This is a genomic window from Clostridium sp. 1001271B_151109_B4 (assembly GCF_015670405.1).
Classification (GTDB): Bacteria; Bacillota; Clostridia; order Clostridiales; family Clostridiaceae; genus Clostridium.
The window spans coordinates 1-23,751 of sequence record NZ_JADPBQ010000012.1; the positions used below are offsets into that span (position 1 = coordinate 1).

23 protein-coding genes and 1 other annotated feature are annotated in these 23,751 nt (G+C 29.5%); of the genes, 18 read left to right on the forward strand and 5 right to left on the reverse strand.

Translation table 11 applies throughout. The annotated features are described in order from the left end of the window. A partial coding sequence (locus tag I4V63_RS09590) for a hypothetical protein (RefSeq protein WP_207746543.1) occupies positions 1-647 on the reverse strand: 647 nt, incomplete at its 3' end. A gap of 158 nt (positions 648-805) precedes the next feature. On the opposite strand from I4V63_RS09590, the gene I4V63_RS09595 reads away from it, so the two are divergent. The 8 genes from I4V63_RS09595 (at position 806) to I4V63_RS09630 (ending at position 9,586) form a co-directional block, all read left to right on the forward strand. After that, positions 806-1,108 (forward strand): hypothetical protein, encoded by a 303-nt coding sequence (locus I4V63_RS09595; protein ID WP_196001045.1) that lies wholly within the window; start codon positions 806-808, stop codon positions 1,106-1,108. Between the two features lie 118 nt (positions 1,109-1,226). Continuing rightward, positions 1,227-2,003: a glutamate racemase gene (gene murI, locus I4V63_RS09600; RefSeq protein WP_196001046.1), complete on the forward strand. Its 777-nt coding sequence runs from the start codon at positions 1,227-1,229 to the stop codon at positions 2,001-2,003. A 134-nt stretch (positions 2,004-2,137) separates the two neighbouring features. After that, on the forward strand, positions 2,138-2,416 hold the full coding sequence (locus tag I4V63_RS09605; protein WP_243280481.1) for an STAS-like domain-containing protein: 279 nt from the start codon (positions 2,138-2,140) through the stop codon (positions 2,414-2,416). Positions 2,417-2,698: 282 nt separating this feature from the next. Then, positions 2,699-3,223 (forward strand): peptidylprolyl isomerase, encoded by a 525-nt coding sequence (locus tag I4V63_RS09610; RefSeq protein WP_196001047.1) that lies wholly within the window; start codon positions 2,699-2,701, stop codon positions 3,221-3,223. Between the two features lie 87 nt (positions 3,224-3,310). Beyond that, entirely contained in the window at positions 3,311-3,685 is a 375-nt protein-coding gene (locus I4V63_RS09615; RefSeq protein ID WP_196001048.1) for a DUF3783 domain-containing protein, read from the forward strand. Beyond that, complete coding sequence (locus I4V63_RS09620; RefSeq protein WP_196001049.1) at positions 3,678-4,352, forward strand: helix-turn-helix transcriptional regulator; 675 nt, start codon at positions 3,678-3,680, stop codon at positions 4,350-4,352. Before I4V63_RS09615 ends, I4V63_RS09620 begins: the two co-directional genes overlap by 8 nt. A gap of 272 nt (positions 4,353-4,624) precedes the next feature. Beyond that, on the forward strand, positions 4,625-8,188 hold the full coding sequence (locus I4V63_RS09625) for a S8 family serine peptidase (RefSeq protein WP_196001050.1): 3,564 nt from the start codon (positions 4,625-4,627) through the stop codon (positions 8,186-8,188). Positions 8,189-8,251: 63 nt separating this feature from the next. After that, positions 8,252-9,586, forward strand: a complete 1,335-nt coding sequence (locus tag I4V63_RS09630) for a peptidoglycan-binding domain-containing protein (protein ID WP_196001051.1) — start codon at positions 8,252-8,254, stop codon at positions 9,584-9,586. Positions 9,587-9,664: 78 nt separating this feature from the next. Here the strand turns inward: I4V63_RS09630 and I4V63_RS09635 are convergent, their stop codons facing one another. Continuing rightward, complete coding sequence (locus I4V63_RS09635) at positions 9,665-10,726, reverse strand: transporter (RefSeq protein ID WP_196001052.1); 1,062 nt, start codon at positions 10,724-10,726, stop codon at positions 9,665-9,667. Positions 10,727-10,859: 133 nt separating this feature from the next. Here I4V63_RS09635 and I4V63_RS09640 point away from each other — a divergent pair, with 133 nt between their 5' ends. The 5 genes from I4V63_RS09640 (at position 10,860) to I4V63_RS09660 (ending at position 14,880) form a co-directional block, all read left to right on the forward strand. Beyond that, the gene (locus I4V63_RS09640) at positions 10,860-11,945 is read left to right on the forward strand and encodes a hypothetical protein (RefSeq protein ID WP_196001053.1); all 1,086 of its coding nucleotides are present in this window, start codon (positions 10,860-10,862) and stop codon (positions 11,943-11,945) included. 114 nt (positions 11,946-12,059) lie between these two features. Further along, on the forward strand, positions 12,060-12,986 hold the full coding sequence (locus I4V63_RS09645) for a TIGR01212 family radical SAM protein (protein WP_196001124.1): 927 nt from the start codon (positions 12,060-12,062) through the stop codon (positions 12,984-12,986). Between the two features lie 199 nt (positions 12,987-13,185). Beyond that, entirely contained in the window at positions 13,186-13,731 is a 546-nt protein-coding gene (locus tag I4V63_RS09650; protein ID WP_207746546.1) for a sigma-70 family RNA polymerase sigma factor, read from the forward strand. Further along, on the forward strand, positions 13,724-14,455 hold the full coding sequence (locus I4V63_RS09655; RefSeq protein WP_196001055.1) for a hypothetical protein: 732 nt from the start codon (positions 13,724-13,726) through the stop codon (positions 14,453-14,455). Before I4V63_RS09650 ends, I4V63_RS09655 begins: the two co-directional genes overlap by 8 nt. A gap of 8 nt (positions 14,456-14,463) precedes the next feature. Then, on the forward strand, positions 14,464-14,880 hold the full coding sequence (locus I4V63_RS09660; RefSeq protein WP_196001056.1) for a DUF2752 domain-containing protein: 417 nt from the start codon (positions 14,464-14,466) through the stop codon (positions 14,878-14,880). Between the two features lie 127 nt (positions 14,881-15,007). Here I4V63_RS09660 and I4V63_RS09665 read toward each other — a convergent pair whose 3' ends face one another. After that, complete coding sequence (locus I4V63_RS09665; protein ID WP_196001057.1) at positions 15,008-16,183, reverse strand: class I SAM-dependent rRNA methyltransferase; 1,176 nt, start codon at positions 16,181-16,183, stop codon at positions 15,008-15,010. Between the two features lie 160 nt (positions 16,184-16,343). Here I4V63_RS09665 and I4V63_RS09670 point away from each other — a divergent pair, with 160 nt between their 5' ends. Further along, the gene (locus tag I4V63_RS09670) at positions 16,344-16,601 is read left to right on the forward strand and encodes a GIY-YIG nuclease family protein (RefSeq protein ID WP_196001058.1); all 258 of its coding nucleotides are present in this window, start codon (positions 16,344-16,346) and stop codon (positions 16,599-16,601) included. An 11-nt stretch (positions 16,602-16,612) separates the two neighbouring features. Continuing rightward, positions 16,613-17,116, forward strand: a complete 504-nt coding sequence (locus I4V63_RS09675) for a GNAT family N-acetyltransferase (protein ID WP_196001059.1) — start codon at positions 16,613-16,615, stop codon at positions 17,114-17,116. 86 nt (positions 17,117-17,202) lie between these two features. Here I4V63_RS09675 and I4V63_RS09680 read toward each other — a convergent pair whose 3' ends face one another. Next, positions 17,203-17,415 (reverse strand): (2Fe-2S)-binding protein, encoded by a 213-nt coding sequence (locus I4V63_RS09680; RefSeq protein ID WP_196001060.1) that lies wholly within the window; start codon positions 17,413-17,415, stop codon positions 17,203-17,205. 339 nt (positions 17,416-17,754) lie between these two features. Then, positions 17,755-17,999 (forward strand) — a binding site (T-box leader). A 177-nt stretch (positions 18,000-18,176) separates the two neighbouring features. Here I4V63_RS09680 and ileS point away from each other — a divergent pair. Next, complete coding sequence (ileS, locus tag I4V63_RS09685) at positions 18,177-21,287, forward strand: isoleucine--tRNA ligase (RefSeq protein ID WP_196001061.1); 3,111 nt, start codon at positions 18,177-18,179, stop codon at positions 21,285-21,287. Between the two features lie 177 nt (positions 21,288-21,464). Continuing rightward, positions 21,465-22,463 (forward strand): LacI family DNA-binding transcriptional regulator, encoded by a 999-nt coding sequence (locus I4V63_RS09690; protein WP_196001062.1) that lies wholly within the window; start codon positions 21,465-21,467, stop codon positions 22,461-22,463. Positions 22,464-22,806: 343 nt separating this feature from the next. Here I4V63_RS09690 and I4V63_RS09695 read toward each other — a convergent pair whose 3' ends face one another. Continuing rightward, positions 22,807-22,992 (reverse strand): hypothetical protein, encoded by a 186-nt coding sequence (locus I4V63_RS09695; RefSeq protein ID WP_196001063.1) that lies wholly within the window; start codon positions 22,990-22,992, stop codon positions 22,807-22,809. Positions 22,993-23,172: 180 nt separating this feature from the next. Between I4V63_RS09695 and I4V63_RS09700 the strand changes: the two genes are divergently transcribed. After that, entirely contained in the window at positions 23,173-23,748 is a 576-nt protein-coding gene (locus tag I4V63_RS09700; RefSeq protein WP_196001064.1) for a nucleoside recognition domain-containing protein, read from the forward strand. The last annotated feature ends 3 nt before the right edge of the window (positions 23,749-23,751 follow it).

Here is a 23,751-nt window from a genome sequence, read left to right on the forward strand (position 1 = left end):
GAATCGCCTTCAGAACCAGAACCGCCTTCAGAGCCAGAATCGCCTTCAGAGCCAGAACCGCCTTCAGAGCCAGAACCACCTTCAGAACCAGAACCACCTTCAGAACCAGAACCGCCTTCAGAGCCAGAACCGCCTTCAGAGCCAGAACCACTTTCAGAACCAGAACCGCCTTCAGAGCCAGAATCGCCTTCAGAGCCAGAACCGCCTTCAGAGCCAGAACCGCCTTCAGAACCAGAATCGCCTTCAGAACCAGAACCGCCTTCAGAGCCAGAATCGCCTTCAGAGCCAGGACCACCTTCAGAACCAGAACCACCATTAGAGCTAGAACTACTGTTAGAGTTATTATTTGGTCTGTTTGGCTTAGATGTTGTTATATCTTCGTCATTTTCATCATCACTATAATAAATATCATTATTTTCATTATTATAAGTATCAATTTCAACTTCAGTTGGTTCTTCTACTATAACTTCTTCAGGAGGAATATAAGCTTCTATCTCTTCATCCAATATAGCCTTTTTTTCCCTTAATACGATAGAATTATTTGTAGTTGCCTTTGTTTGAATAAAATCAAGTGAGAAAATTAAAATTGTAGCAACTAGCAAAATAACAATAAACATATTTTGAAATTTTTCAGATTTAAAGTTCATAAAGTATGTTCTCCTTATATGATAAATAATAGTTTTACATAAATAATATTCTATAAAATGTAAAAAGAATCCTCTAAATTAGTAAAAAAAATGTTGCTTAAGAACAAATGTTCTGATATTATTAAACTAATAATTGAACATTTGTTCGGAGGTGCGGTATGAAAGAGAATAGGGCAATATTTGTAAAGGTTAATTATAAGAATATAGGGGAATTAAATAGTTTTATTTATGATAGTATGAATGGAGTAAATAGAAATAAAGATAAATATGTAATGTGTGCTGGAAAATATAGCAAAGACGGTTGGACGATGGTTTTTAAAGCTAAAAGCATAAGTGAAGCTGAGGAGTTATTAAATATTAATTCAGCCAAAAGAGAATCGCATAGAAAGAAAGAATTAATTAATACACAATTAATGGATAAAGAGAGGGTATTGATACCTTCATGGATGAATAATAACTAATTCATTATTTACATAAAGAATGCATAATAATTTATATATTATAATAAATCAAAGTAGATTTACGCTTAATTAAGGTATAAAATAAAATTAAGGAATATATAAATTGGAGTGAGATGATTTGGATAAAAAGGATATGCCCATAGGCTTTTTAGATTCAGGTGTTGGTGGACTAAGTGTGATGAGAGAAGCTATTAAAATAATGCCTAATGAAAATTATATATATTTTGGAGATTCAAAAAATGCTCCATATGGAATAAAACCTACAAAGGAAATAAGGGATCTAACATTTAATGTAGTAGACTTTTTAATTGATAAGGGAATTAAGGGATTGGTTGTAGCTTGTAATACGGCAACTAGTGCAGCAGTAAGTGAATTAAGAAAAACATATCCTGATTTACCTTTAGTAGGTATAGAGCCAGCTATAAAGCCAGCTGTTGAGATGAATAAGGATGGTAAAATATTAATAATGGCAACTCCTATGACAATTAAACAAGAAAAGTTTAATTTATTACTTAATAAATACAAAGACAAGGCAGATATAGTTCCAATACCATGTGCAGGGCTTATGGAGTTTATAGAAGAAGGAATATTAAGTGGAAATCAATTAGAAGAGTATTTAAGGGAAAAGTTGTGTATATATAAAAGCGAGGAAATAGCATCAATAGTTTTAGGATGTACACATTATCCGTTTGTTAAAGATACAATAGAAAAAGTTGTAGGTAGTGAAATTGATATTATAGATGGTGGAGAAGGAACTGCTAGAGAAATAAAACGAAGATTAAAAGAAAAAGATTTATTAACCCATAGGACTACTAAAGGAGAAATATCAATTTATAATTCATTAGAAGAACAAAAGGTAATAGAGTTAAGTTTAAAGTTAATAGAAAAAAAATAGAAAACGCCAAGAGGCGTTTTTTTATTGTAGAAATAAATGTAAAAAATAATTGTTAAATAGTTGACAATATTCTGAAAATTGTATATATTATTAATAAAGAAAGAATTTTCAGAAAATTTAGGGGGATTAATAATATGAGTATGAATATTAAAGTTAAAGATTTATTAGGTGATAATTATGCTATAGAAGATGCTATTTTATTAAGAGAGATAGTAAAGAATAACTTAGATCAAGAAGTAATTTTAGATTTTGCTGGGTATGATAGAATACCATCAACATTTTTAATAAATTTATTTAGTGATTTAATATATAAATTTGGAAGAGACTATATTTTTAAACAAATTGTTGTTAAAAATTTATCAAACTATAGAGATTATTCAAGAGTAGTATTAGGTACTGCATTTCAACAATAAAAAATATAACCATATCTAAATAATAGAGAATAAATTCATATCATAAATATTTATCATATATTTAGCTTCGATTATCGAGGCTTTTTTTCTTAAGTGAAAGTCCAAATTTTAACTGATACTCTAAATCATATATTTAGTTAGTAGAAGTTACCGTTTTATTAATAAATATATATAAAGTAGAATTCCTCTAAAAATTTAAGAAAATTTGAATAAAAGATTGAATTAGTATATTAAAATATGATAATAATAAATTATACCAGAAAATGAAAGTGAGGTAATAAAATGAAAAACCCTATAGTTACTATAGAAATGGAAAATGGAGATATAATGAAAGCTGAGTTATATCCAGAAATAGCACCTAACACAGTAAAGAACTTTGTTGATTTAATAAATAGAGGATTTTATGATGGATTAATATTCCATAGAGTAATACCTGGATTTATGATTCAAGGTGGATGTCCAGAAGGAATGGGAATTGGAGGACCTGGATATAGCATTAAGGGAGAATTCTCAAGAAATGGATTTAAAAATGACTTAAAGCACACAAAGGGTGTTTTATCAATGGCTAGAGCAATGCATCCAGATTCAGCAGGAAGTCAATTCTTTATTATGGTAGAAAATGCACCGCATTTAGACGGTCAATATGCTTCATTTGGAAAAATAATAGAAGGATTAGAAGTTGCTGATAAGATAGTAAATACTAAAAGAGATTATAGTGACAAACCATATGAAGATCAAGTTATGAAAAAAGTAACAGTAGATACTTTTGGAGAAAATTTTGGAGAACCTGAAATAATAGAAGATTAATATTTAATTTCATGTTAAAGTAATAGGCTGTATCATTTTTGATGCAGCCTTAAATTAAAGTTTTGTAAGTATAACGGGGTGATTGAGATGATTAATAATAATAAGTGTATATTAGTATATGGTTTATCTAATATAGACTTAGAGTATATGAAAAAGCTTAACTATAAAATAATTGAAATAACTCCAGAAATGTGCGAAATGACTTTAAGAGATATATTATCAGGATTAAGATTAGATATTTTTAATAATAGTCCGCTTAAAGAAAAAGTAATACTTTATAATAATTTAACAGAAATTGAAGTGAAAAAAGTAATAAAATATACTCGTGACTATATCAAAGATGGAATATTAGCTGTAGTAACAGAGCAATCTATTAATTGGAAAGTAAATTATTTAATGAAACATTTAAAGAATGAAAAGGATTGGTATTCAAAGGTAAGAAAGGAAATCAAGGATGAGTAGAGTTGGCGAAAAAATAAAAGAAGCTAGATTAAAGTCAGGAATGACTCAAAAGGCACTTGGTAAAAAATTAGGTGTAGCAGAAAAATTTATAAATGACGTGGAAACAGGTAGAAAAATTGTACAAGAATCATTTATAGAAAAGGCAGCAAAAATATTAAATACAGATTTAAATGATGTAAGTATGGTTGTAACTGATGAAGCATTAATGGAAGAAAGAAAAAGTTATGCCGAAAGCAATAAGAAACCTACTAAAATAGAAACAAATGAAGTTTGGGATAATGCATTTTCTACGGTATTGAAAAATGTTCCTATTTATGATTATAATTTAAAAAATATTTTAGGAAAAATAGAATTGCCTATACATTCAAATAAGGTAGAAGGATATCATCAAGATAAAGTAATGTATTTACAAATTCAGGATAATGAGATGTCTGGTTTTAGAATGATGGAAGGCGATTTAGCATTTGCTCATTTAGTTAAGGAAATAAGTAATAATGGAATATTTTTAGTGGATTATAAAGGAAAAAGAAGAATAAGACAAATAAAAAGTCTTGGAAATTCTAAATTACTTTTAGTAAGTAACGGGGGAGCTCTAATGACTGAAACTGTTGAAAGTAAAGAAATTGCAGTCATCGCAAAGATAGAAAGAATTGAAATAAGATTATAGAAAAGTGCCAAGAGGCACTTTTTTTTATTATATAAATAGTAGAAGTTTACCAATAAAAAGTAATGTACATATTAATTTGGGGACAATGTGGATAAGTTAATTAGACCTGTGCATAACTTTGCAATTAATGTTAAGTAAATTTTTTTTATTATATTCAGGCAGATTTAAATGATTTAGTTTTTTTATAGAACAATTAATAAAAGTACTTTTTTCAATGTATTAGTTCAAATATATGGAGTTAAACATATATTTATAATAGGAATTATTATGAGGTGGTAAATATAGAAAGTAATAAAAATAATTTGGGTTTATTAAAAAATATACCTAAATCAATATTATCAAAGTTTAACATATCGAATAATTTTTTAGCAACTAGTAATGATGCTGAAATTGAGGTAAGTATAATTTCAGGTAGTTCTCCAAGTGAAATTTCCCAAATTGTAGAGAATTTAGGTGGAAAATATACTGATTTAGGATATGGATATGGGATAGTATTGATTCCTATAGAGAATATTATTGCTTTAGCAACAAGTCCCCAAATTCAATATATTGAATTGCCAAAAAGTTTATATACAAATGATTATGAAAGTAATAGGGCTTCTTGTATAACTCAAATAAATTCTGGAGATTTGAAAGGGCAGGGTGTTTTAGTTGGATTTATTGATACAGGAATAGATTATACTCATCCTGCATTCAGAAATTCTGACGGAACAACTAGAATAGAATATATATATGATTTAGATGATGATGGAAAAATATATGATAAGGCTAAAATTAATGAGGCACTTCAGTCATCTAATCCATATTCAATAGTTAGTTCAACTGATGTTAATGGACATGGGACACATGTTGCAGGAATAGCATGTGCTGGGGGAAATATAGATGTGAAATATTATGGTGTAGCACCAGAAAGTTCAATAGTAATGGTTAAGGTTGCTAGAAGTAGATTTGCATTGAGTACTCAAATAATGCGAGGAATAAAATTTCTTATTGATAAAGGAAAAGAGCTAAATATGCCATTAGCTATAAATATGAGCTTAAGTACTAATGATGGAGCTCATAATGGAAGTAGTTTACTTGAGCAATATATTTCAACAGTATCTGCTACTCAGAGAGTAACTATAGTTATTGCAGCAGGTAATGAAGGGGAAGCTGCACATCATGTAGGAGGAACATTAGAAGATTTAAATGAAATATATTTTAATATTTCATCAGATGAATCTATAGTTATAATAAACTTATATAAGTCAATATTACCAGAAGTAAGCATAGAATTGTTTTGTCCATGTGGATTTAGTACAGGAGAATTAATATTAAACGAAGGATTTAATGAAGGCACGATAGGAAGCTCTAGATATTCCATATATTTAACTGGACCAAAGCCTTTTGATGTAAGTGGAGAAATTGGAATTGTGTTAACTGGTGTTAATAACTTTGTATCATCAGGTCAGTGGAGGATAACTTTAAGAAAGTTGAATGAATACCATGGAAAATTTGATATGTGGTTACCAATTTCGGAGGGGTTAAATATTAATACAAAATTTTTAAATCCGGTTGTTTATAATACATTAGGAATTCCAGCTACAGTTAGAAATGTGATATCAGTTGGTAGTTATAATTACTTGGTTAATACTATCTCGCCATTTAGTGGTAGAGGAGAAAAGTATAATGGGAAATATATAAAACCAGATATAGTTGCACCAGGTGAAGGAATTTATTCAACTATACCTAATAGAGGATTTGATAAAAAAACAGGTACATCTATGGCGACACCACAAGTTACTGGAGCTGCTGCTCTTATGATGCAATGGGGTGTAGTTAATAGAAATGATCCATATTTATATGGAGAGAGATTAAAATATTTTTTGATTACAGGAGCAAAAAAAGGAAGACGAGATATACAATATCCAGATGCAGCATGGGGATATGGAGAGCTTTGTTTAAGAGAGAGTATTAATTTAGTATCTCAAACGTTGGGCTTAGGATTTAGAAATATTTGTATCAATGATAGACAAGAAAATAAATCACTTAAAGGTGTAGCTGGAATAGATGTTGACTATGATACAGAAAGTACAGAGAAAGTCTTTATTTTAGCTGAGGTTTCAGATGCAGATGCTCTTAAAAATATATTAAAAATACCAGAAGTTTCAGGCGTAATGATATCAACAAATTTTGCAGTAATAATTACCCCGGCTAATAAGATTAATGAAATAAGTGAAGCAGTTGTAAGGATAGTTAATATGGAGGTTTCTACTATATTAACATTGAATGAGCTTTCGCCAGTGGAAGCTAGTGGAGCTCCTGTGTTTAATAACAACCCATACCTAAGGCTTAATGGAAAAGGTGTATTGGTAGGGATAATGGATACTGGAATAGATTATCTAAATAAAGAATTTCAAAGAGAAGATGATACTACAAGAATTTTAAGAATATGGGATCAAACTATTCAGGGAGATAAAGAAATATATGGATTAAAATATGGAACTGAATATACAGAGCAAGAAATAAATAAGGCTATAAATTTACAGACTACAGGTGGTGATCCATATAGTATAGTCCCATCTAAGGATGATATAGGACATGGAACTAGGGTAAGTGGAATTATTGGAGGAAGAGGAATAAATCCTGATTTAAAAGGAGCTGCACCTGACTGTCAGTTTATTATTGTTAAATTAGCTAGATCAACTAAGGTAGAACTTGATGCTGCTCTTATTGATAAAACAGATGTACCTTCATATAGTCCATGGAGTGCACTATTAGCATTAAGATATATAGTTTCAGTTGCAAGGGCATTAGATAAGCCTGTAGTTGTATTTATACCACTGGGAAGTAGTATGGGGTCTCATACAGGTAATGGAATTATTGAATCATCCATAGATAATTTTTCGAGTCAGGCGGCAACTGTAATTGTTGTTCCTACAGGCAATCAAGGTAATACAGATACTCATACAGAAGGTGTAATTGAAAAAGTTGGAGATGTAAAAGATATAGAAATAAGAATTGGCGAAAAACAAAAAAATTTACCGATAGAAATATGGATAGATAAACCAAATAGAGTTAAGCTAGCTATTATATCGCCTACGGGGGAAATCATAGATAATCTTGAGTCTAAAAATACAAATAATGATAGGATTAAGTTTTTATATGAAGAAACTGAAATGATAGTAAATTTTACTTCTCCCGAATTGACAACTGGAGACTCACTTATTTTTATAAGGGCTTATAATTTAAGGGCTGGAATCTGGAAATTTAGATTAACGGGGCAATATATAGTAGAAGGTAAATACTATGCCTGGATACCGCAAAGAGAGCTTATAGATAATGAAACTAAGTTTTTAAATCCTACTGAATATACAACTATTACATTACCAAGTACATCAAGAGGAGCGATTTCAGTATCGTATTATAATCAAAATAATAATGCAATTTTATCAGAGTCCAGTAGAGGGTATACAAGAGATGATCGTATAAAGCCAGATATAGCAGCTGGAGGAAGTAGAGCTTTAGTTACTAACCCAGGAGGTACGACTTCACTAATGACTGGATCTTCAGTTGCTGGGGCAGTTGTTTCAGGATGTTGTGCACTTATTCTTCAATGGGCAGTTACTGATGGAAATTATCCAGATATATATTCAACACAGATAAGATCTTATATTATAAGTGGTGCTAAAGGAAGACCGGGAGATGTTTATCCTAACAGAGATTGGGGATATGGGATGTTTGATTTACAAGGTATATTTGATAGGATAAGAGAAACCTATACACCGAGATCTGATGTAGGATTTCAAGAATATAGCGTTAATAATCTATTTATTAGAAAACCTACTGATTTATAATAATCACTAAATATAATTTAAAAGCATATTAATATAGTGAATTAATTTATGTAGGAGTAATATATGCCAGAAAAGGGTGGTTTAAAGTTACAATGCTTTGTTGGAGATACCTACATTCCTATAGAAGGAATAAAAGCTACATTAGTACCTTCACAGGGATCAAGTGGGGAAAGTAAGGAAATGGAGCTTACAACTAATTCGTCTGGAGAATCGCAAGTAATAGAATTATCAGCACCATTATTAGAATATTCAGAGCAACCAACAGGAAATATACCATATAGTCTTTATGATTTAAGAATAGAAAGACAAGGCTTTCAATCATTAGTTGTTAATGGAATACAAATATTTCCTGGAGAAATTGCAATTCAACAATGTAATTTAGTTGAAGAATCAAGGAGGAGTGGGAGTAGGGCAGATGTGATAAATATTCAACCTAATACTTTGAATGGAAATTATCCATCAAAAATTCCTGAAGAGGTTGATAAACCATTACCACCTCCAACAAGTGGAGTAGTTTTGCCAAAACCGGTTGTTCCAGAATTTATTACAGTTCATGCGGGGGGACCAAATAATACAAGTGCACCAAATTACACAGTAGCTTATAAGGATTATATAAAAAATGTAGCTTCTTGTGAGATTTATTCAACATGGCCAGAAAGTACCATTAGAGCTAATGTATATGCAATTATATCATTTACATTAAATAGGATTTATACAGAATGGTATAGAGGAAAAGGGAAAAATTACGATATAACTAATTCAACAGCTTATGATCATGCATTTAACTATGGAAGAAATTTATATGAGAGTATAAGTGTTATTGTAGATGATATATTTTCTACTTATATACGAAGATTTGGTAGAAAACAACCTTTATTAACACAATATTGTGATGGTAAAAATGTTACATGTCCAGGGTGGATGACTCAATGGGGAAGTAAGTATATGGGAGATGAAGGAAAAACTCCATATGAAATATTAACATCGTTTTATGGAAGTGATATTGAACTAGTTACTGCTGAAGTTGTTGAAGGAAGTCCAAGTTCTTATCCAGGATATGATTTGACAGTTGGATCTAGTGGAGATGAGGTAGAAACTATTCAAGAACAATTAAATAGAATAGCTCAAAACTATCCATTAATACCTAAATCAGCAGTTGATGGCGTTTATGGAGATAAAACAAAAGAGGCTGTAACAGTATTTCAAGGTGTTTTCAATTTACCACAAACAGGTGTTGTAGACTATGCGACTTGGTATAAAATTTCGGATGTGTATGTTGGTGTTACTAAAATAGCAGAGCTTAGATCAGGTTGTAAACCAAGGCTATTTATACCACCAGTATCATTTGATATTATAAATTCAAATGAGATACCAAGATTTAATTATTTTGGTGATTGATAAAAAAAGTGATATGTATTTATAGGTTAGCATTTACCAATTACAAATTTTGTTATTGATAAATGCTAACCTATTATTTTAGGTATTAAGTTCTGATTTGTTTTTATGATAAAAGAAAATACATTGTGTAATAAATATTAAGCTTAAAACACCAAAAAGAGGATATAAAGTAGATATTAAATTTGAGAATCCTATTTGTGATATTGGTAAGGCAACAGCTAATACAATGAATATTCCTTTCTTAAATTTTATATTAAATGATTGTTCAAGGGTTTTACTTATTGAGTATACGTCAGATACTTCAGTAGAAAACATTTCAAGCCAAATTATAACTAAAAGTAATGCTTGAATTACACTTCCAAATCTTTGAGCAACTAAGAGTAAAGGAATCTCTAATTCATATATATAAGGTTGGTTAGCTAGCAATAATAAGTTAATAGCACCTGATAGTAAGGTTAATCCTAAAGCTCCAAATGCAATTCCATATACCATGGTTTTTGAACTTTTTGTTTCGTTACTTAAAGGTACTAGAACACCAGAACAACAAAGAATGTTATAGCCTGCATAAAGGATAGTAGAAACTACAACACCTTTTTTAGGTGGTTCAAATGAAGATATAAATTGAAAAGATATAGAATCTTTACAAAATAAAAAATATAAAATTATTATAAGTGTTATTGTTCCTAATAGTGACGGAACGATAAATGAGTTTACTTCAATAAGTCCATCAGTACCTCTTAATAAAAAAATAGAGGCAAGGCATAACATTATTAATGATCCAACTATTTTAGGAATACCAAAAAATTGATTAATCAAAGCACCACTACCAGCTAGGATTATTGAAGCACTTGAAATAAGATAAAAAGTTGTAATTACGCCAGTGAGTTTACCTAATAAATTAGGACTTATTATTTTTAGAACATCACTATAGGAGTTTAGACTATATTTAATACTTATTTTAGCTATTATTGATCCCATTAATATATAAAATGCTCCACAGAAAAGTATTCCGAAAAAGCTAGTCAAACCAAATGAAGTAAAAAATTGAGTAATTTCTTTACCTGATGCAAGTCCAGCTCCTACAATGGTTCCTATAAAAACAACTGCAATTTGAAAAATTTTAGTAAAATCTTTCTTCACGCACATCCCTCCAATATATTTCTAATATCTAATATATAAGGATTACAGTATAATTATTCTTTTTATTTGTGAATAAGGTATAAGTTATTAGGAAAAATAAATTTAAAAGCAGAATAATTGTAAGGAGATTAATATGATTAGCATTAAAAGGATTTTAAATGGGATATTAATTTTATCAATTAGTGTACTAATTAGTTGTTCAAACGTAAATGAAAATAAAGAAGAAACTTTAGATTTATTTGATGTTTTTAAAGGAAAGAACTTAGCAACCGATTATTTAATTAATATAAGAAATGGGGATATAAATAGTGCAACAGAGTTTTGTGACAAGGATCTCATAGATGGTACCATTAACTTGTCAGAAGGAGTATCGAATATTACCGGTTTTCAGCTTGATAAAACCGTAGCAAGTAGTGAGTTTGCATACTATATATTTAATGTAATTAGAGATTCGAATATTGAACCTAAAAGTGATTTGGAGCAATATACAATAAGGGTAAATAGAAATGGGGATAACTATATTATTGGAGATATAAAATCAAAATCACAAAGAGAGTTATACATAAAAAATAATGCAATTAGAATAATTGGGGATAAGGGTGGAAAGAGTAACTTGGTTATTAGTTTAAATAATATACCTAAAGATACCTATTTAAGTAAAAATAAAATGATGCTTTATAAAGAAAAAGTACCTAATAATAGTTTTGGAAAGGTTGTTTTAGGTTTTACAGGCAAGAAGATTGCTATTTCAACTATAGATGATAAAAATTCATACATTTGTATTGCGTATATTGATGATACTTTAATGAGCGGAGGAACAGATATAGTTGATTTAAATAGTGATTCTCAGAATTCACAGTTAGGTGGGGAACTACAAGAGACATTAGAAAAACCGATTGCTAGTAAGATTATATCTGTAGATTTGATTAATAATTCCCAAATAGATGATTTTATATTTTCTAAAGAAGATGATAATTTAGCTGTAAATTTTAAAAACCAAAATGGATTAAGCAGTTTAAATATATATAAGGCTGAAGATGGAAAACCTGTAGATACAAAATTTAATGAGATGTTTAATCTAGACATATATAATATTAAAGCTGAATATTTTGATGATGATAAGGTGATTTTTGATGTATTTAAAAGTGATTCAACTAATGATGAGACAACAGGAAAGTATAGTCTGGATTTAAAGAGCAATGAAATGATTAAATTGTAATAAGTTAATAAGTATTTTATAATAAAGAAAAACATAAAAAGAGGTTAATGCAATTAGCATGGCCTCTATTTTAAATTATATTGAATATATAATTTATAGATTTTAAGGAGAAAAATTATGAAGGAATGGAATGGAAAAAGGTATCACAGCTTAAATTATTTCCTAAGAAATAAATTCGGTGAAAAAATATATAAAATATCATTAGATGGAGGTTTTACTTGTCCTAATAGAGATGGAAAAGTATCTAAAGGTGGTTGTACTTTTTGTAGTGCAAGAGGATCAGGAGATTATGCTGGTAGCAGAATGTTATCTATAAGTGAGCAGTTTGAAGACAGAAAGGTAATGATGGAGAAGAAATGGAAAGATGGAAAGTATATTGCTTATTTCCAAGCTTATACAAATACCTATGCTCCTGTTGAAGAATTAAGAAGAAAATATGATGAGGCATTAGCTCAAAAAAATGTTGTTGCTTTATCAATAGCAACAAGACCAGATTGCTTGGATAAAGATGTTTTAGATTATCTTGAAGAACTTAATAAAAAAACTTATCTTTGGGTTGAGTTAGGATTACAAACTATAAATGATGATACTGCTCGTAATTTTAACAGAGGATATGATTTAGAGGTATTTGATAAAAGTATAAAAGAATTACAAAAAAGAGGCATTGAAGTTGTAGTTCATACTATTTTTGGGCTTCCAGGCGAAACAAAGGAAGACATGCTAAAGACTGTAGACTATGTTGCTCACAGTGGGGCACAAGGAGTTAAATTCCACTTATTGCATTTAATGGAAGGTACTAAAATGGTACAGCAATATGAAAGTGGTGAATTAGAACTCTTAAGCAAGGAAGATTATATAGATTTAATTTGTAAAGGTATTGCGATGATACCAGAGGAAATGGTTGTACATAGGTTGACTGGAGATGCTCCGAGAGCAAGCTTAATTGGACCTATGTGGAGTTTGAAAAAATGGGAAGTATTAAATGACATTGATAAAGCGCTTGTAGATAATGATATTTGGCAAGGAAAAGATTTTAAGTAAGTTATAGAATAATATAGAGCGACTGTGTGAATTGTTTTTTGCAACAGTCGCTTTTTAATTTATAATATATTATGGAAACATTTACTACATTATATTGGTAGGTGTAAGTTTTACCAATAAAATTGAAAGTTTATATTCTTATATTATGGAACAAAGTAGAATGAGCAATTGTCAAATGAATAGGAAAGGAGCGAAAGTTTTGGAAGCTTCGATGTATGATTATAGTAAAGATCAGTTGATAATGGAAGTAAAAAGAGCAAAAGATGGAGATAAAGAAGCATTTTGTGCTCTAATAAGAATAAATAAAATAGCAGTATATAGAGTATCTAAGTCTATATTAAATAATGAAGAAGATGTAGAGGATGCTGTTAGTGAAGCTATATTAAAAGCATATAAAAATATACATGCTTTAAAGGATGAAGCTTTTTTTAAAACCTGGTTAATAAGAATAGTTATTAATGAAAGTAATAATATATATAAAAAAAGATCGAGAGAAATAGCTGTAGATAAGGAGCATTTTAAAAATATAAGGGTTGAGGATACTTATAAGGATTTAACTTTATATAATGCAATTAATTTATTAGATGATGACTTAAGAACAACTACAATATTATTCTATTTTGAAGACATGAAATACAAAGATATAGCAAAGATTTTAAATGTAAAGGAAGGAACTATAAAATCTAGGTTATCTAGAGCAAAAGAAAAGTTGCATAAGATTTTAAAGGAGGAGCTTCATGGATAATTTTGATGAATATTTAAAGAATAAAGGTCATATAGAAGATAAAGAATTTATTTTGCCAAAATCATTTGATGATAAGATTGAAGAAACTCTTGGAACGTTAGATAAGATAAATTTAGAGAAAAGGAAAAGTTGGTATAGTAATAAAAAGATTTGGGCTACAGCGGCATGTTTTGCATTTATTTGCCTAACAGCAATATCGATAAATAGTAATATTAATTTAAATAAATCATCTGATATTTTAAGAAGTGAAGAAGATAGTATAGAAGAATATAGTACTAATACTCCAGAAGTAGCAATGTATGATAGTGGAGAATCTAGAAGTATTGAGAAAGATTATGGTGATGAAACTCAAAAATCAGAATTAAATTTGATGTATAGTATAGATGGTAGTTTTATAGATATTAGTAATATAAGTAAAGTTGTTATTAAATCTATGGGAAGTGATAATAAATATAAGTCTGTAGATAATATTACAGATATAGAAAATATTATTGGATTTATTAATGAAATTTCTAAAGAAGAAGTTGAAAGGCAAGATATAAATGATTGGGATTTTTTAATTCAAACTAGTGGAATTGGCATTAATAACACTATAATAATTCAAGATGATATTATGAATATAGATGATAAATGGTATAAGATAAGTTTAGAGGATAACAAGAAGCTTAAAGAAATTTATAATAATTTAAGTTATCAAGAAGATGATATACCATATTGTAATTAGTAAATGATATGAAGAAATATGATAAGAATTTAAGTATAAAGATTGTATTTAGTATTGTAATAGGGTTAATTATTATTTACTTAATTTTAAATCAATTTTCTAAAGTTGCGGGGACAATTTGTTTAATAAGAGGATTAACAGGTATACCTTGTCCTTCTTGTGGAATAACTAGAGCAATGATAGCAGTTTTGAACGGTAATTTTATAGAGGCATTTAAGTTACATCCATTATTTTGGATGCCTTTTGCTATAGTAATATTAATAATATTAAATAGGAAATATTATAAGTGGATATTAATTGGAGCTATTGCTATTTTTATTGGAGTTTATATAGTTAGGATGAGCATTTTCTTTCCCGATATAGAACCAATGAAATATAATGAAAGGGCTATAATTAATCAATTAATAAGTAAAATTAGAAAATGATGAGGGAAGTAAGCGACAAATGACAAGTTAACGTGGAAACTCCTTATAGAGTTTCTAAATATATAGTCTAAATTCAGCCTTAACTGAATTTATTGATTAACTTGCCATTTGTCACTTGAAATTTACTTTATACTACTTGGAAAATAAAGAATTTTAAGTAGTATGATTCATCAGAATTCCAAAGGATTGGATGGTCTGAACTTTGAGTTCTAACTTCAACTTGTCTTAAGGTTCTTCTTGCATCATGCGCAGCTTCAAGAACAGTTTTCTTTAATTGTTCTTCGTTCATATAGTGAGAGCATGAGCATGTAGCAAAATACCCACCTGATTTAACCATTTTTAAACCTCTAAGGTTAATTTCTTTATAACCTCTAATTGCAGCATTTACTGTACCTCTTGATTTTGTAAAGGCAGGGGGATCTAAAATTACAACATCATATTGTCTACCTTCTCTTGACCAATCTCCAAGAACGTGAAATGCATTATGACATTCAAATTTAACTGTATCTTGTAAGTTATTTAATTCAGCATTTCTAGTAGCACAATCTACAGCATGTTGAGAAACATCTATTCCAAGAACTGATTTTGCACCAGCAATTCCAGCATTTAATGCGAAAGATCCAGTATGAGTAAAGCAATCTAAAACATCTTTACCTTTACATATTCTATGCATAGCAGCTCTATTTTCTTTCTGATCTAAGAAAAATCCAGTTTTTTGACCATTTTCTAAATCTACTATGTATTTAACTCCATTTTCAATAATTTGAATATTAGTATCAAATGGATCAGTTAAGAAGCCTTTAGTTTGTTCTAAACCTTCAATTTCTCTAGTTTTTATGTCACTTCTTTCATAAACACCCTTAGCCCCATATTCTTCAACTAGTATTTTAACTATTAAATCTCTATATTGCTCCATTCCTAGAGTAGATATTTGAATTACATAGTAATCTTCAAATTTATCAACTGTTAAACCAGGTAAGAAATCAGCTTCTCCAAATATAAATCTGCAAGATGATGTGTCAATTACAGTTTTTCTATAATCCCATGCTGCAGCAAATCTTCTTTTAAAGAAAGCTTCATCAATTTCTTCATTTATATCTCTAGTCATTATTCTGATAGTTATTTTACTTCTATCATTAATATAACCTTTTCCTATAAAGTAGTTTTTATGATTATATACTTCAACAATATCTCCGTTTTCATAATCACCATCATATTCATTTATTTCATCTATGTATATCCAAGGACGGCCTTGTTCAGCTCTTTTGTTTTTTCCTTGATGTAAGAAAAATTTACATGCCATAATATTATTTGCTCCTTTTCTGTTAATTCTCATAAGATTATAACACAACTATTGCTTTAGTGTTATGTACTTTGTTATTAAGTATTAACAACAATGATAGAAAATATAGTTAGTCATAGATATAATTATAAATAATATAGAAATATTAAAGAGGTATTATATGAATTATGTTTATATATTAAGGTGTAATGATGATAGTTTATATACAGGGTGGACAAACAATCTAGAAAAAAGGATAAAGGCACACTCTGATGGAAAAGGAGCAAAATACACAAAAGCTAAATTGCCAATTGAATTAGTTTATTTTGAGGAATTTGAAGATAAAATAGAAGCTATGAAGCGTGAATATGCAATTAAGCAGTTAAAGAGAAAGGATAAGTTAGAGTTAATAAAGAATAGTAAGTATATAAAGACTTAGGGGGAAAAACTATGGATATAAAAATAAGGCCAATAAGAATAGAGGATGCAGAGGAAATTAATGCATTAAGGATTATGGATGGAGTTAGAGAAAATATACTTGGAATAACTAGTGAAAGAATATATAGAAGCAAAAATTTTATAAGTGGCTTAAATAATAATGCTCATATGTATGTGGCAGAAATAATTGAAGATGAAGGAAGTAAAATAATTGGGACAATAGGATTACATGTTTCAGAGAATCCTAGATTAAGGCATTGTGGAAGCATAGGAATAATGGTTCATAAGGATTATCAACAAATGGGAATTGGTAAAAAGCTTATGGCAACTGTTATTGATTTAGCAGATAATTGGTTAATGCTTAAAAGATTAGAATTAGGAGTATTTACTGACAATGTAAGAGCTTTAAATTTGTATAAATCATTTGGTTTTGAAATAGAAGGAACTAAGAAATGTTCAGCTATTAGAAATGGAAATTATGAAGATGAATATATTATGGGCAGAATTAGAAATTAAATAAATATTTGAATTATAATAAAAAACCACTTACAGTGTAAGTGGTTTAAATCGTTAAACTTATAGGGGAGTTTGGGAGCGGGGTATTATTTTGAATAATCCTTAATTAAATCTTCTATCTTTGATTTACATCTAAATCCATGGCAACTTCCAGTGCAAGCACCGGTATCTTTAGAAACCTCATCAACGGTATGGGCTCCATTTTTAATGGATTCCTTAATTTTAGCTCTAGATATAGATTTACACGTACAAGTTTTTGTAATTTTATCAAGGATATCAGCATTTAAATTATTTTCCATAATAGATCCTCCAAAATACAAAGATATTAGGAAACACAAAAATTAATTATTAGGTAAACTAATTTTTGAGTAATACGTTTCAACAACTATATTAAATCATAGTATACCAAAATAGTCAACAATAAATATTAAATAATAATTATTATTGATTGAGTATAAGGCGGATAACTAATAATGAAGAGTTAAGGAGTAAATTTGGTTTAGGCTAAATTTAGAAAACTATATTTAAGAAATCTTCTAAGGGATTTTAAGTACAACTTGTCACTTGACAATTGAAACGGAAATAAACTTTTTGGGTACAATTGACAAAGAGATATTTAATAATATATAATGAATTCATTAAAGACTATGATTAGGATAAGTACTTTGATTTATTCTTTTAAGAGAGTGATTGTTTGGTGTGAAATCATAAGAAGATTAGAGGAAAATCACCTAGGAGTTTGAGGCTGAAAGTTTTATACAATTAAGTTATCACGTTTGCTCGCGTTAAGGGATAGGGTATGAAAGTATCTGAAATAATGCTCATAGAATAATTATGAGTTTATTAACCTTAGGTGGTATAGCGAATTCACTTCGTCCTTTTGGGATGAAGTTTTTTTTATTTTAAATGAATCTTAAAATTTTGAATTGAATAATTAAAGTTAGATAGTAGTGAACTAATTCAAGTATAGGAAAAGGGATTTCATTAAAAAATAGGATTAAAATATGTCTTTAAGAGAATAATTTTAATAGTTGATAAACGTAAAGAAAGGAGAATTCTTATGTACAATAAAGTTGAATTACCAAATGGTTTTGTTGGACTTGAAAAAGAAATAGCAAACCTTTGGACTGCGAGAAATGTTATAAAAAAGAATTTTGATATGAATCAAGATGGTGAGTATTTCACTTTCTATGATGGACCTCCAACAGCAAATGGTAGACCACACGTTGGGCACGTTTTAACAAGAGTTATGAAGGATATAATCCCAAGATACAAGGTTATGAAGGGATATAAGGTTATCAGAAAAGCTGGATGGGATACTCATGGTCTTCCAGTAGAACTTGAAATAGAAAAGAAACTTGGTATTTCTGGTAAAGAGCAAATCGAAGAATACGGAGTTGAAAAGTTCGTTAAAGAATGTAAAGAAAGCGTATTTACTTATGTGAGTATGTGGGAAAAAATGACTAACCAAATTGGATATTGGGTAGATATGGAAAATCCGTATGTTACTTACCACAATCCATATATCGAATCAGTTTGGTGGGCATTGAAACAAATGTGGGATAAGGGTCTTTTATATGAAGGACACAAAGTAATGCCATACTGTCCAAGATGTGGGACTGCATTATCTTCTCACGAAGTTGCACAAGGATATAAGGATGTTAAGGACTTAACTTGTATAGCTAAATTTAAGGTTGTAGGAGAAGAAAACAAGTATATACTAGCTTGGACAACAACTCCTTGGACATTACCTTCAAACTTAGCTTTATGTATAAACAAGGCTTATACATATATTGAAGCAAAAGTTGGAGAGGAAGTTTATGTTTTAGCTAAGGATTTAGCTGATAAAGTTTTAGGTGAAGAATACGAAGTAGTTAAAGAGTTCAAAGGCGAAGAACTTTTAGGAACTAAGTATGAACAATTAATGCCTTTTGGTAAAGTTGAAGGAAAAGCATTTGAAGTTATTCATGGTGATTATGTTACTTTATCAGATGGTACTGGTATAGTTCATATAGCTCCAGCATATGGTGAGGATGATAGTTTAGTAGCTAAAGCTAATGGAATCACTTTCATAAACTTAGTTGATAGAGAAGGTAAATTCGTGGAAGAAGTTACTCCATGGGCTGGTAAGTTTGTTAAAAAGTGTGATGAAAGCATTTGTAAGTGGTTAGAAGAAAATAATAAGTTATTTAAATCTGAAAGACATATGCACTCATACCCACATTGTTGGAGATGTGACACACCACTTCTTTATTATCCAAAGGAAAGCTGGTTTGTTGCAATGACAACATTAAGAGATAAGCTTTTAGAAAATAATAATAATATTAACTGGTATCCTGATAACATTAGAACTGGTAGATTTGGTAAGTTCTTAGAAAATGTTATTGACTGGGGTATTTCAAGAGATAGATATTGGGGAACTCCACTTCCAATTTGGAATTGTGAATGTGGTCACAAAGAATGTATAGGAAGTATTGAAGAGCTTAAGAAAAAGGGAATCAATGTTCCAGAAGATATCGAATTACACAAACCATATATAGATAATGTTCATTTAAAATGTGAAAAGTGTGGTAAGGAAATGACAAGAACTAATGAAGTTATTGACTGTTGGTTCGATTCAGGATCAATGCCATTTGCTCAATTACACTATCCATTTGAAAATAAAGAATTATTTGATCAAAATTTCCCAGCTCAATTTATATCAGAAGCTGTTGACCAAACAAGAGGATGGTTCTATACTTTACTTGCAATCTCAACTGCAATATTTGATAGAAATCCATTTGAAAACTGTATAGTTTTAGGTCACGTTCTTGATAAGAAGGGCTTAAAGATGTCAAAATCAAAAGGAAATGTTGTAGATCCATTTACTGTACTAGACTCACAAGGTGCTGACGCAACAAGATGGCATTTCTATACTGCAAGCGCACCATGGTTACCTACAAGATTCTCTGTAGATGATGTTGGAGAAGCCGGAAGAAAGTTTATGGGAACATTATGGAATGTTTATTCATTCTATGTATTATATGCTGAGTTAGATCAATTCAATCCTCTACAATACGCTGATTTTGTATCAGAAAATGTAATGGATAAATGGATTATGTCTAAATTAAATACTTTAGTTAAAGATGTTGGCTCTATGTTAGATTCATATCAAATAACTCAAGCGGCTTTAGCTATTGAAGACTTCACAGATGAGTTATCAAACTGGTACGTAAGAAGAAATAGAGGAAGATATTGGACTCAAGAATTAACAGATGATAAAATAGGTGCTTATGTAACATTATATAGAGTATTAACTACAGTAATAAAAGTTGCGGCTCCATTCGTTCCATTTATAACAGAAAATATCTACCAAAACTTAGTTGTTGGATTAGATAAGAATGCTGAAGAAAGTATTCACTTATGTAGATGGCCAGAAGTTGATGAAAAGGCTATAGATAAGGAATTAGAAAAGGAAATGGACTTAGCTTACACTATAGTTAAGCTTGGAAGAAGTGCAAGAAATGGGGCTAACATTAAGAACAGACAGCCGCTTTCAAAGATGCTTGTTTCTACTGATTCACTTCCAAGATATTATGATGATATAATAACTGATGAGTTAAATATCAAAGAAGTAGAATTTGGTGCTGACTTATCTACTCATGTTAACTTTGAAATTAAGCCTAACTTACCTGTATTAGGAAAAGCTTATGGTAAGTTAATACCAGCAATAAGAAAAGAAATTGCTGCTAGAAACCAAATGGACTTAGCTCAAACTATTCAAAATGGTGGAGTAGTAGTTATAAATGTTGATGGAAATGAAATTGAATTAAATAAGGAAAACTTATTAGTTACTATGCAAGGGCTAGAGGGTTATGCATTTGCTGGTGAAGGTTCAATTGGGGTTGTTTTAGATACAAATATTACAGAAGAACTTAGAGAAGAAGGCCATGTAAGAGAAATGATCTCTAAGATTCAAAATATGAGAAAAGATAAAGGGTTTGAGGTTGCAGATAAAATTAAGTTATATGTTGCAGATAATGATATGTTATTAGATATTGTTAAAAAATATGCAGAAGTAATAAAGAAGGAAACCTTAACTCAAGAAATAGTTTACAATGAAGAAGTTGATTATTCAGATACAGTTATCAATGGTGAAAACTTAAAGATGAATGTAGAAGTTATAAAATAATTAATAGATTTATTGCAAAGGGTAGGGATTAAGTAATAATTCCTACCCTTTTTTCAAAGAATAGTATTATAGGCAAATTGTTTAAATAAAGAGTGTAAAAAAGGTTAAAATTATTGTATTAAATAGGAAAAAAAGGTATAATTAATAATTAAAATAGAAAATGGAGTGATGTTGGATATGGCTACTTCTATAAAAGATGTTGCTAGAGAAGCTGGCGTTTCAATAGCTACGGTATCAAGAGTATTAAATGATATAGATGTTGTAAATGAAGATACAAAGAAAAAAGTTTTAGATGCAATAAAAAAATTAGGATACAGACCTAATATAGTTGCAAGAAGTTTAAAAACACAAAGAACAAAAACAGTTGGAATATTAGTTCCTGATATCTCAAGTGGATTTTATCCTGAAATAGTAAGAGGGGCAGAGGACGTTGCAAATATTTATGATTATAACGTAATATTATGTAACTCAGATTTTGATTATGATAAAGAAAAAGATTATTTAAGAGTACTTAAAGAAAAAATGGTTGATGGTGTTATATATATGAGCTCTTGTTTAGAGGAAGAGACTCTAGATATAATTAATGAACTTGATTTAAAGACAGTACTTGCTGAATCAAGAGACAGAGAAGGTAGATTACCAAGTGTAATTATTGATAATGTTGGAGCGGCATATGATGCAACTAAGAGCTTAATTGATAAGGGATTAAAAAATATCGCATTTGTTGGTGTTAATAAAGGATCTGTTAATGCTTGGGAAGATAGACATATAGGTTATGAGAAAGCATTAGAAGAGAATGGCTTAAAGGCTGATGAGGATTTAAAATTCTTTAAGGACTTAAAAGTTAACAGTGGGTACAAAGCTGTAGAAAAATTCGTAGAAAGTGGCAAGAATTTTGATGGGGTAGTATGTTCTTCAGATGAAATTGCCATGGGAGTAATCAATGCATTAAGGGAAAAAGGACTTAGAGTTCCAGAAGACGTAAGTGTAATTGGATTTAATGATAATGCAGTTGCATCATACTTCTATCCAAAAATAACTACAGTAAAACAACCAAGCTATGATATGGGGTCTGTAGCAATGAGAATGCTTATTAAAATGTTAAATAATAAGCCACTAGAACAAGATCAATATGTTTTAGATTACAAAATAGTTAATAGAGAGAGTACTAAGTAGATATGAAAGTGCTATAAATTTCAATGATTTATAGCACTTATTTTTTTTATTAATATAAAAAAAAGTTGTAATCAATTTCAAAAAAAGTATTGTTTTTTAAAAAATGGCATGATATAATAGTAATAAAATTGGTAACGTTTACTAAAAGCGGTTATATCTAAAATTGGGTACACAATCAATTAGGTATAGGCAATATCACTGGGATTATTGAGACTTAGAGAATTTGGGTATAAAGTAAGGTTATAAAATAAAAAAATAATAATTGCTTTTTAGTAACTAAAATGAAAGAGGATAGATTTTACTATCCTCTTTTTGATTTCAAATGATATTTAAGTAAAATATCTTATAATATTCCTTCTGTTTTAAGTAAATTTTCTAATTTTTGAACTTTTTCTGTTAAAGTCATGAATTTTTGTTTTAATATAGTATTTTCTTCATTTCCTTCATTAATGTAGCTTTCCATTTCTTCTACAGCTTTTAATGCTTCATCAATATCTTTTTGAGCTAGTTTTAAATTTGATTCTTTCATTTATGTATCTCCTTTATTAGGTAAATAAAACTTGTATGAAAATCCTTCTAAGTACCCTTGAAGGTGAAAGTAAAACTCAAAAAATAGAATTTTACTTATGTTAATATCTTTATCCTATCACTAATAAATATGTGATGCAAGGCATATATTGTAAAGTAAAGAATAAAGAGAGGAGAAAAAATGATTAACTATATATGGTTTTTAATGATTTTTCTGGGTTTGATAGTTGGGATATTTACTGGTAATGGTGAAGGGATATCTAATGCCATAATAGGATCAATTGATTCTACAGTTACTTTTATAATTGGACTAGTAGGTTTAATGTGCTTTTGGTGTGGAGTGATGAAGGTTGCAGAGAAAAGTGGCTTTACTGAAAAACTAGCCAAGCTTATGAAACCAATATTAAAGCTTATTTTTAAAGAGGCTGCAAAGGATGAAAAGGCTTTAGGTGCTATAGTTATGAATATAACTGCTAATATGATGGGGCTTGGAAATGCAGCAACACCTTTTGGAATTAAGGCTATGGAGGAAATGGATAGATTAAATAATGAAAAGGGACGAGCAAGTGATGACATGGCATTATTTTTAGTTCTAAATGCAGCATGTATTCAATTAGTTCCATCTACTGTACTATCTATAAGAGCAGCCGCAGGTTCTTCGAATCCAGGGGTAATAATACTTCCAGCAATAATATCAACTGGTACTGCAGCTATTGTTGGTGTTATTTGTTGCAAAATTTTGCAAAGATATTTTTAAGTT

Excerpts from the sequence above, each read along its gene's own strand:
- I4V63_RS09595 (WP_196001045.1), top strand. The coding sequence starts at position 806 with ATGAAAGAGAATAGGGCAATATTTGTAAAGGTTAATTATAAGAATATA.
- I4V63_RS09605 (WP_243280481.1), top strand. The coding sequence starts at position 2,138 with ATGAGTATGAATATTAAAGTTAAAGATTTATTAGGTGATAATTATGCT.
- I4V63_RS09610 (WP_196001047.1), top strand. The coding sequence starts at position 2,699 with ATGAAAAACCCTATAGTTACTATAGAAATGGAAAATGGAGATATAATG.
- I4V63_RS09615 (WP_196001048.1), top strand. The coding sequence starts at position 3,311 with ATGATTAATAATAATAAGTGTATATTAGTATATGGTTTATCTAATATA.
- I4V63_RS09620 (WP_196001049.1), top strand. The coding sequence starts at position 3,678 with ATGAGTAGAGTTGGCGAAAAAATAAAAGAAGCTAGATTAAAGTCAGGA.
- I4V63_RS09630 (WP_196001051.1), top strand. The coding sequence starts at position 8,252 with ATGCCAGAAAAGGGTGGTTTAAAGTTACAATGCTTTGTTGGAGATACC.
- I4V63_RS09640 (WP_196001053.1), top strand. The coding sequence starts at position 10,860 with ATGATTAGCATTAAAAGGATTTTAAATGGGATATTAATTTTATCAATT.
- I4V63_RS09655 (WP_196001055.1), top strand. The coding sequence starts at position 13,724 with ATGGATAATTTTGATGAATATTTAAAGAATAAAGGTCATATAGAAGAT.
- I4V63_RS09660 (WP_196001056.1), top strand. The coding sequence starts at position 14,464 with ATGAAGAAATATGATAAGAATTTAAGTATAAAGATTGTATTTAGTATT.
- I4V63_RS09665 (WP_196001057.1), bottom strand. The coding sequence starts at position 16,183 with ATGGCATGTAAATTTTTCTTACATCAAGGAAAAAACAAAAGAGCTGAA.
- I4V63_RS09670 (WP_196001058.1), top strand. The coding sequence starts at position 16,344 with ATGAATTATGTTTATATATTAAGGTGTAATGATGATAGTTTATATACA.
- I4V63_RS09675 (WP_196001059.1), top strand. The coding sequence starts at position 16,613 with ATGGATATAAAAATAAGGCCAATAAGAATAGAGGATGCAGAGGAAATT.
- I4V63_RS09680 (WP_196001060.1), bottom strand. The coding sequence starts at position 17,415 with ATGGAAAATAATTTAAATGCTGATATCCTTGATAAAATTACAAAAACT.
- ileS (WP_196001061.1), top strand. The coding sequence starts at position 18,177 with ATGTACAATAAAGTTGAATTACCAAATGGTTTTGTTGGACTTGAAAAA.
- I4V63_RS09690 (WP_196001062.1), top strand. The coding sequence starts at position 21,465 with ATGGCTACTTCTATAAAAGATGTTGCTAGAGAAGCTGGCGTTTCAATA.
- I4V63_RS09695 (WP_196001063.1), bottom strand. The coding sequence starts at position 22,992 with ATGAAAGAATCAAATTTAAAACTAGCTCAAAAAGATATTGATGAAGCA.
- I4V63_RS09700 (WP_196001064.1), top strand. The coding sequence starts at position 23,173 with ATGATTAACTATATATGGTTTTTAATGATTTTTCTGGGTTTGATAGTT.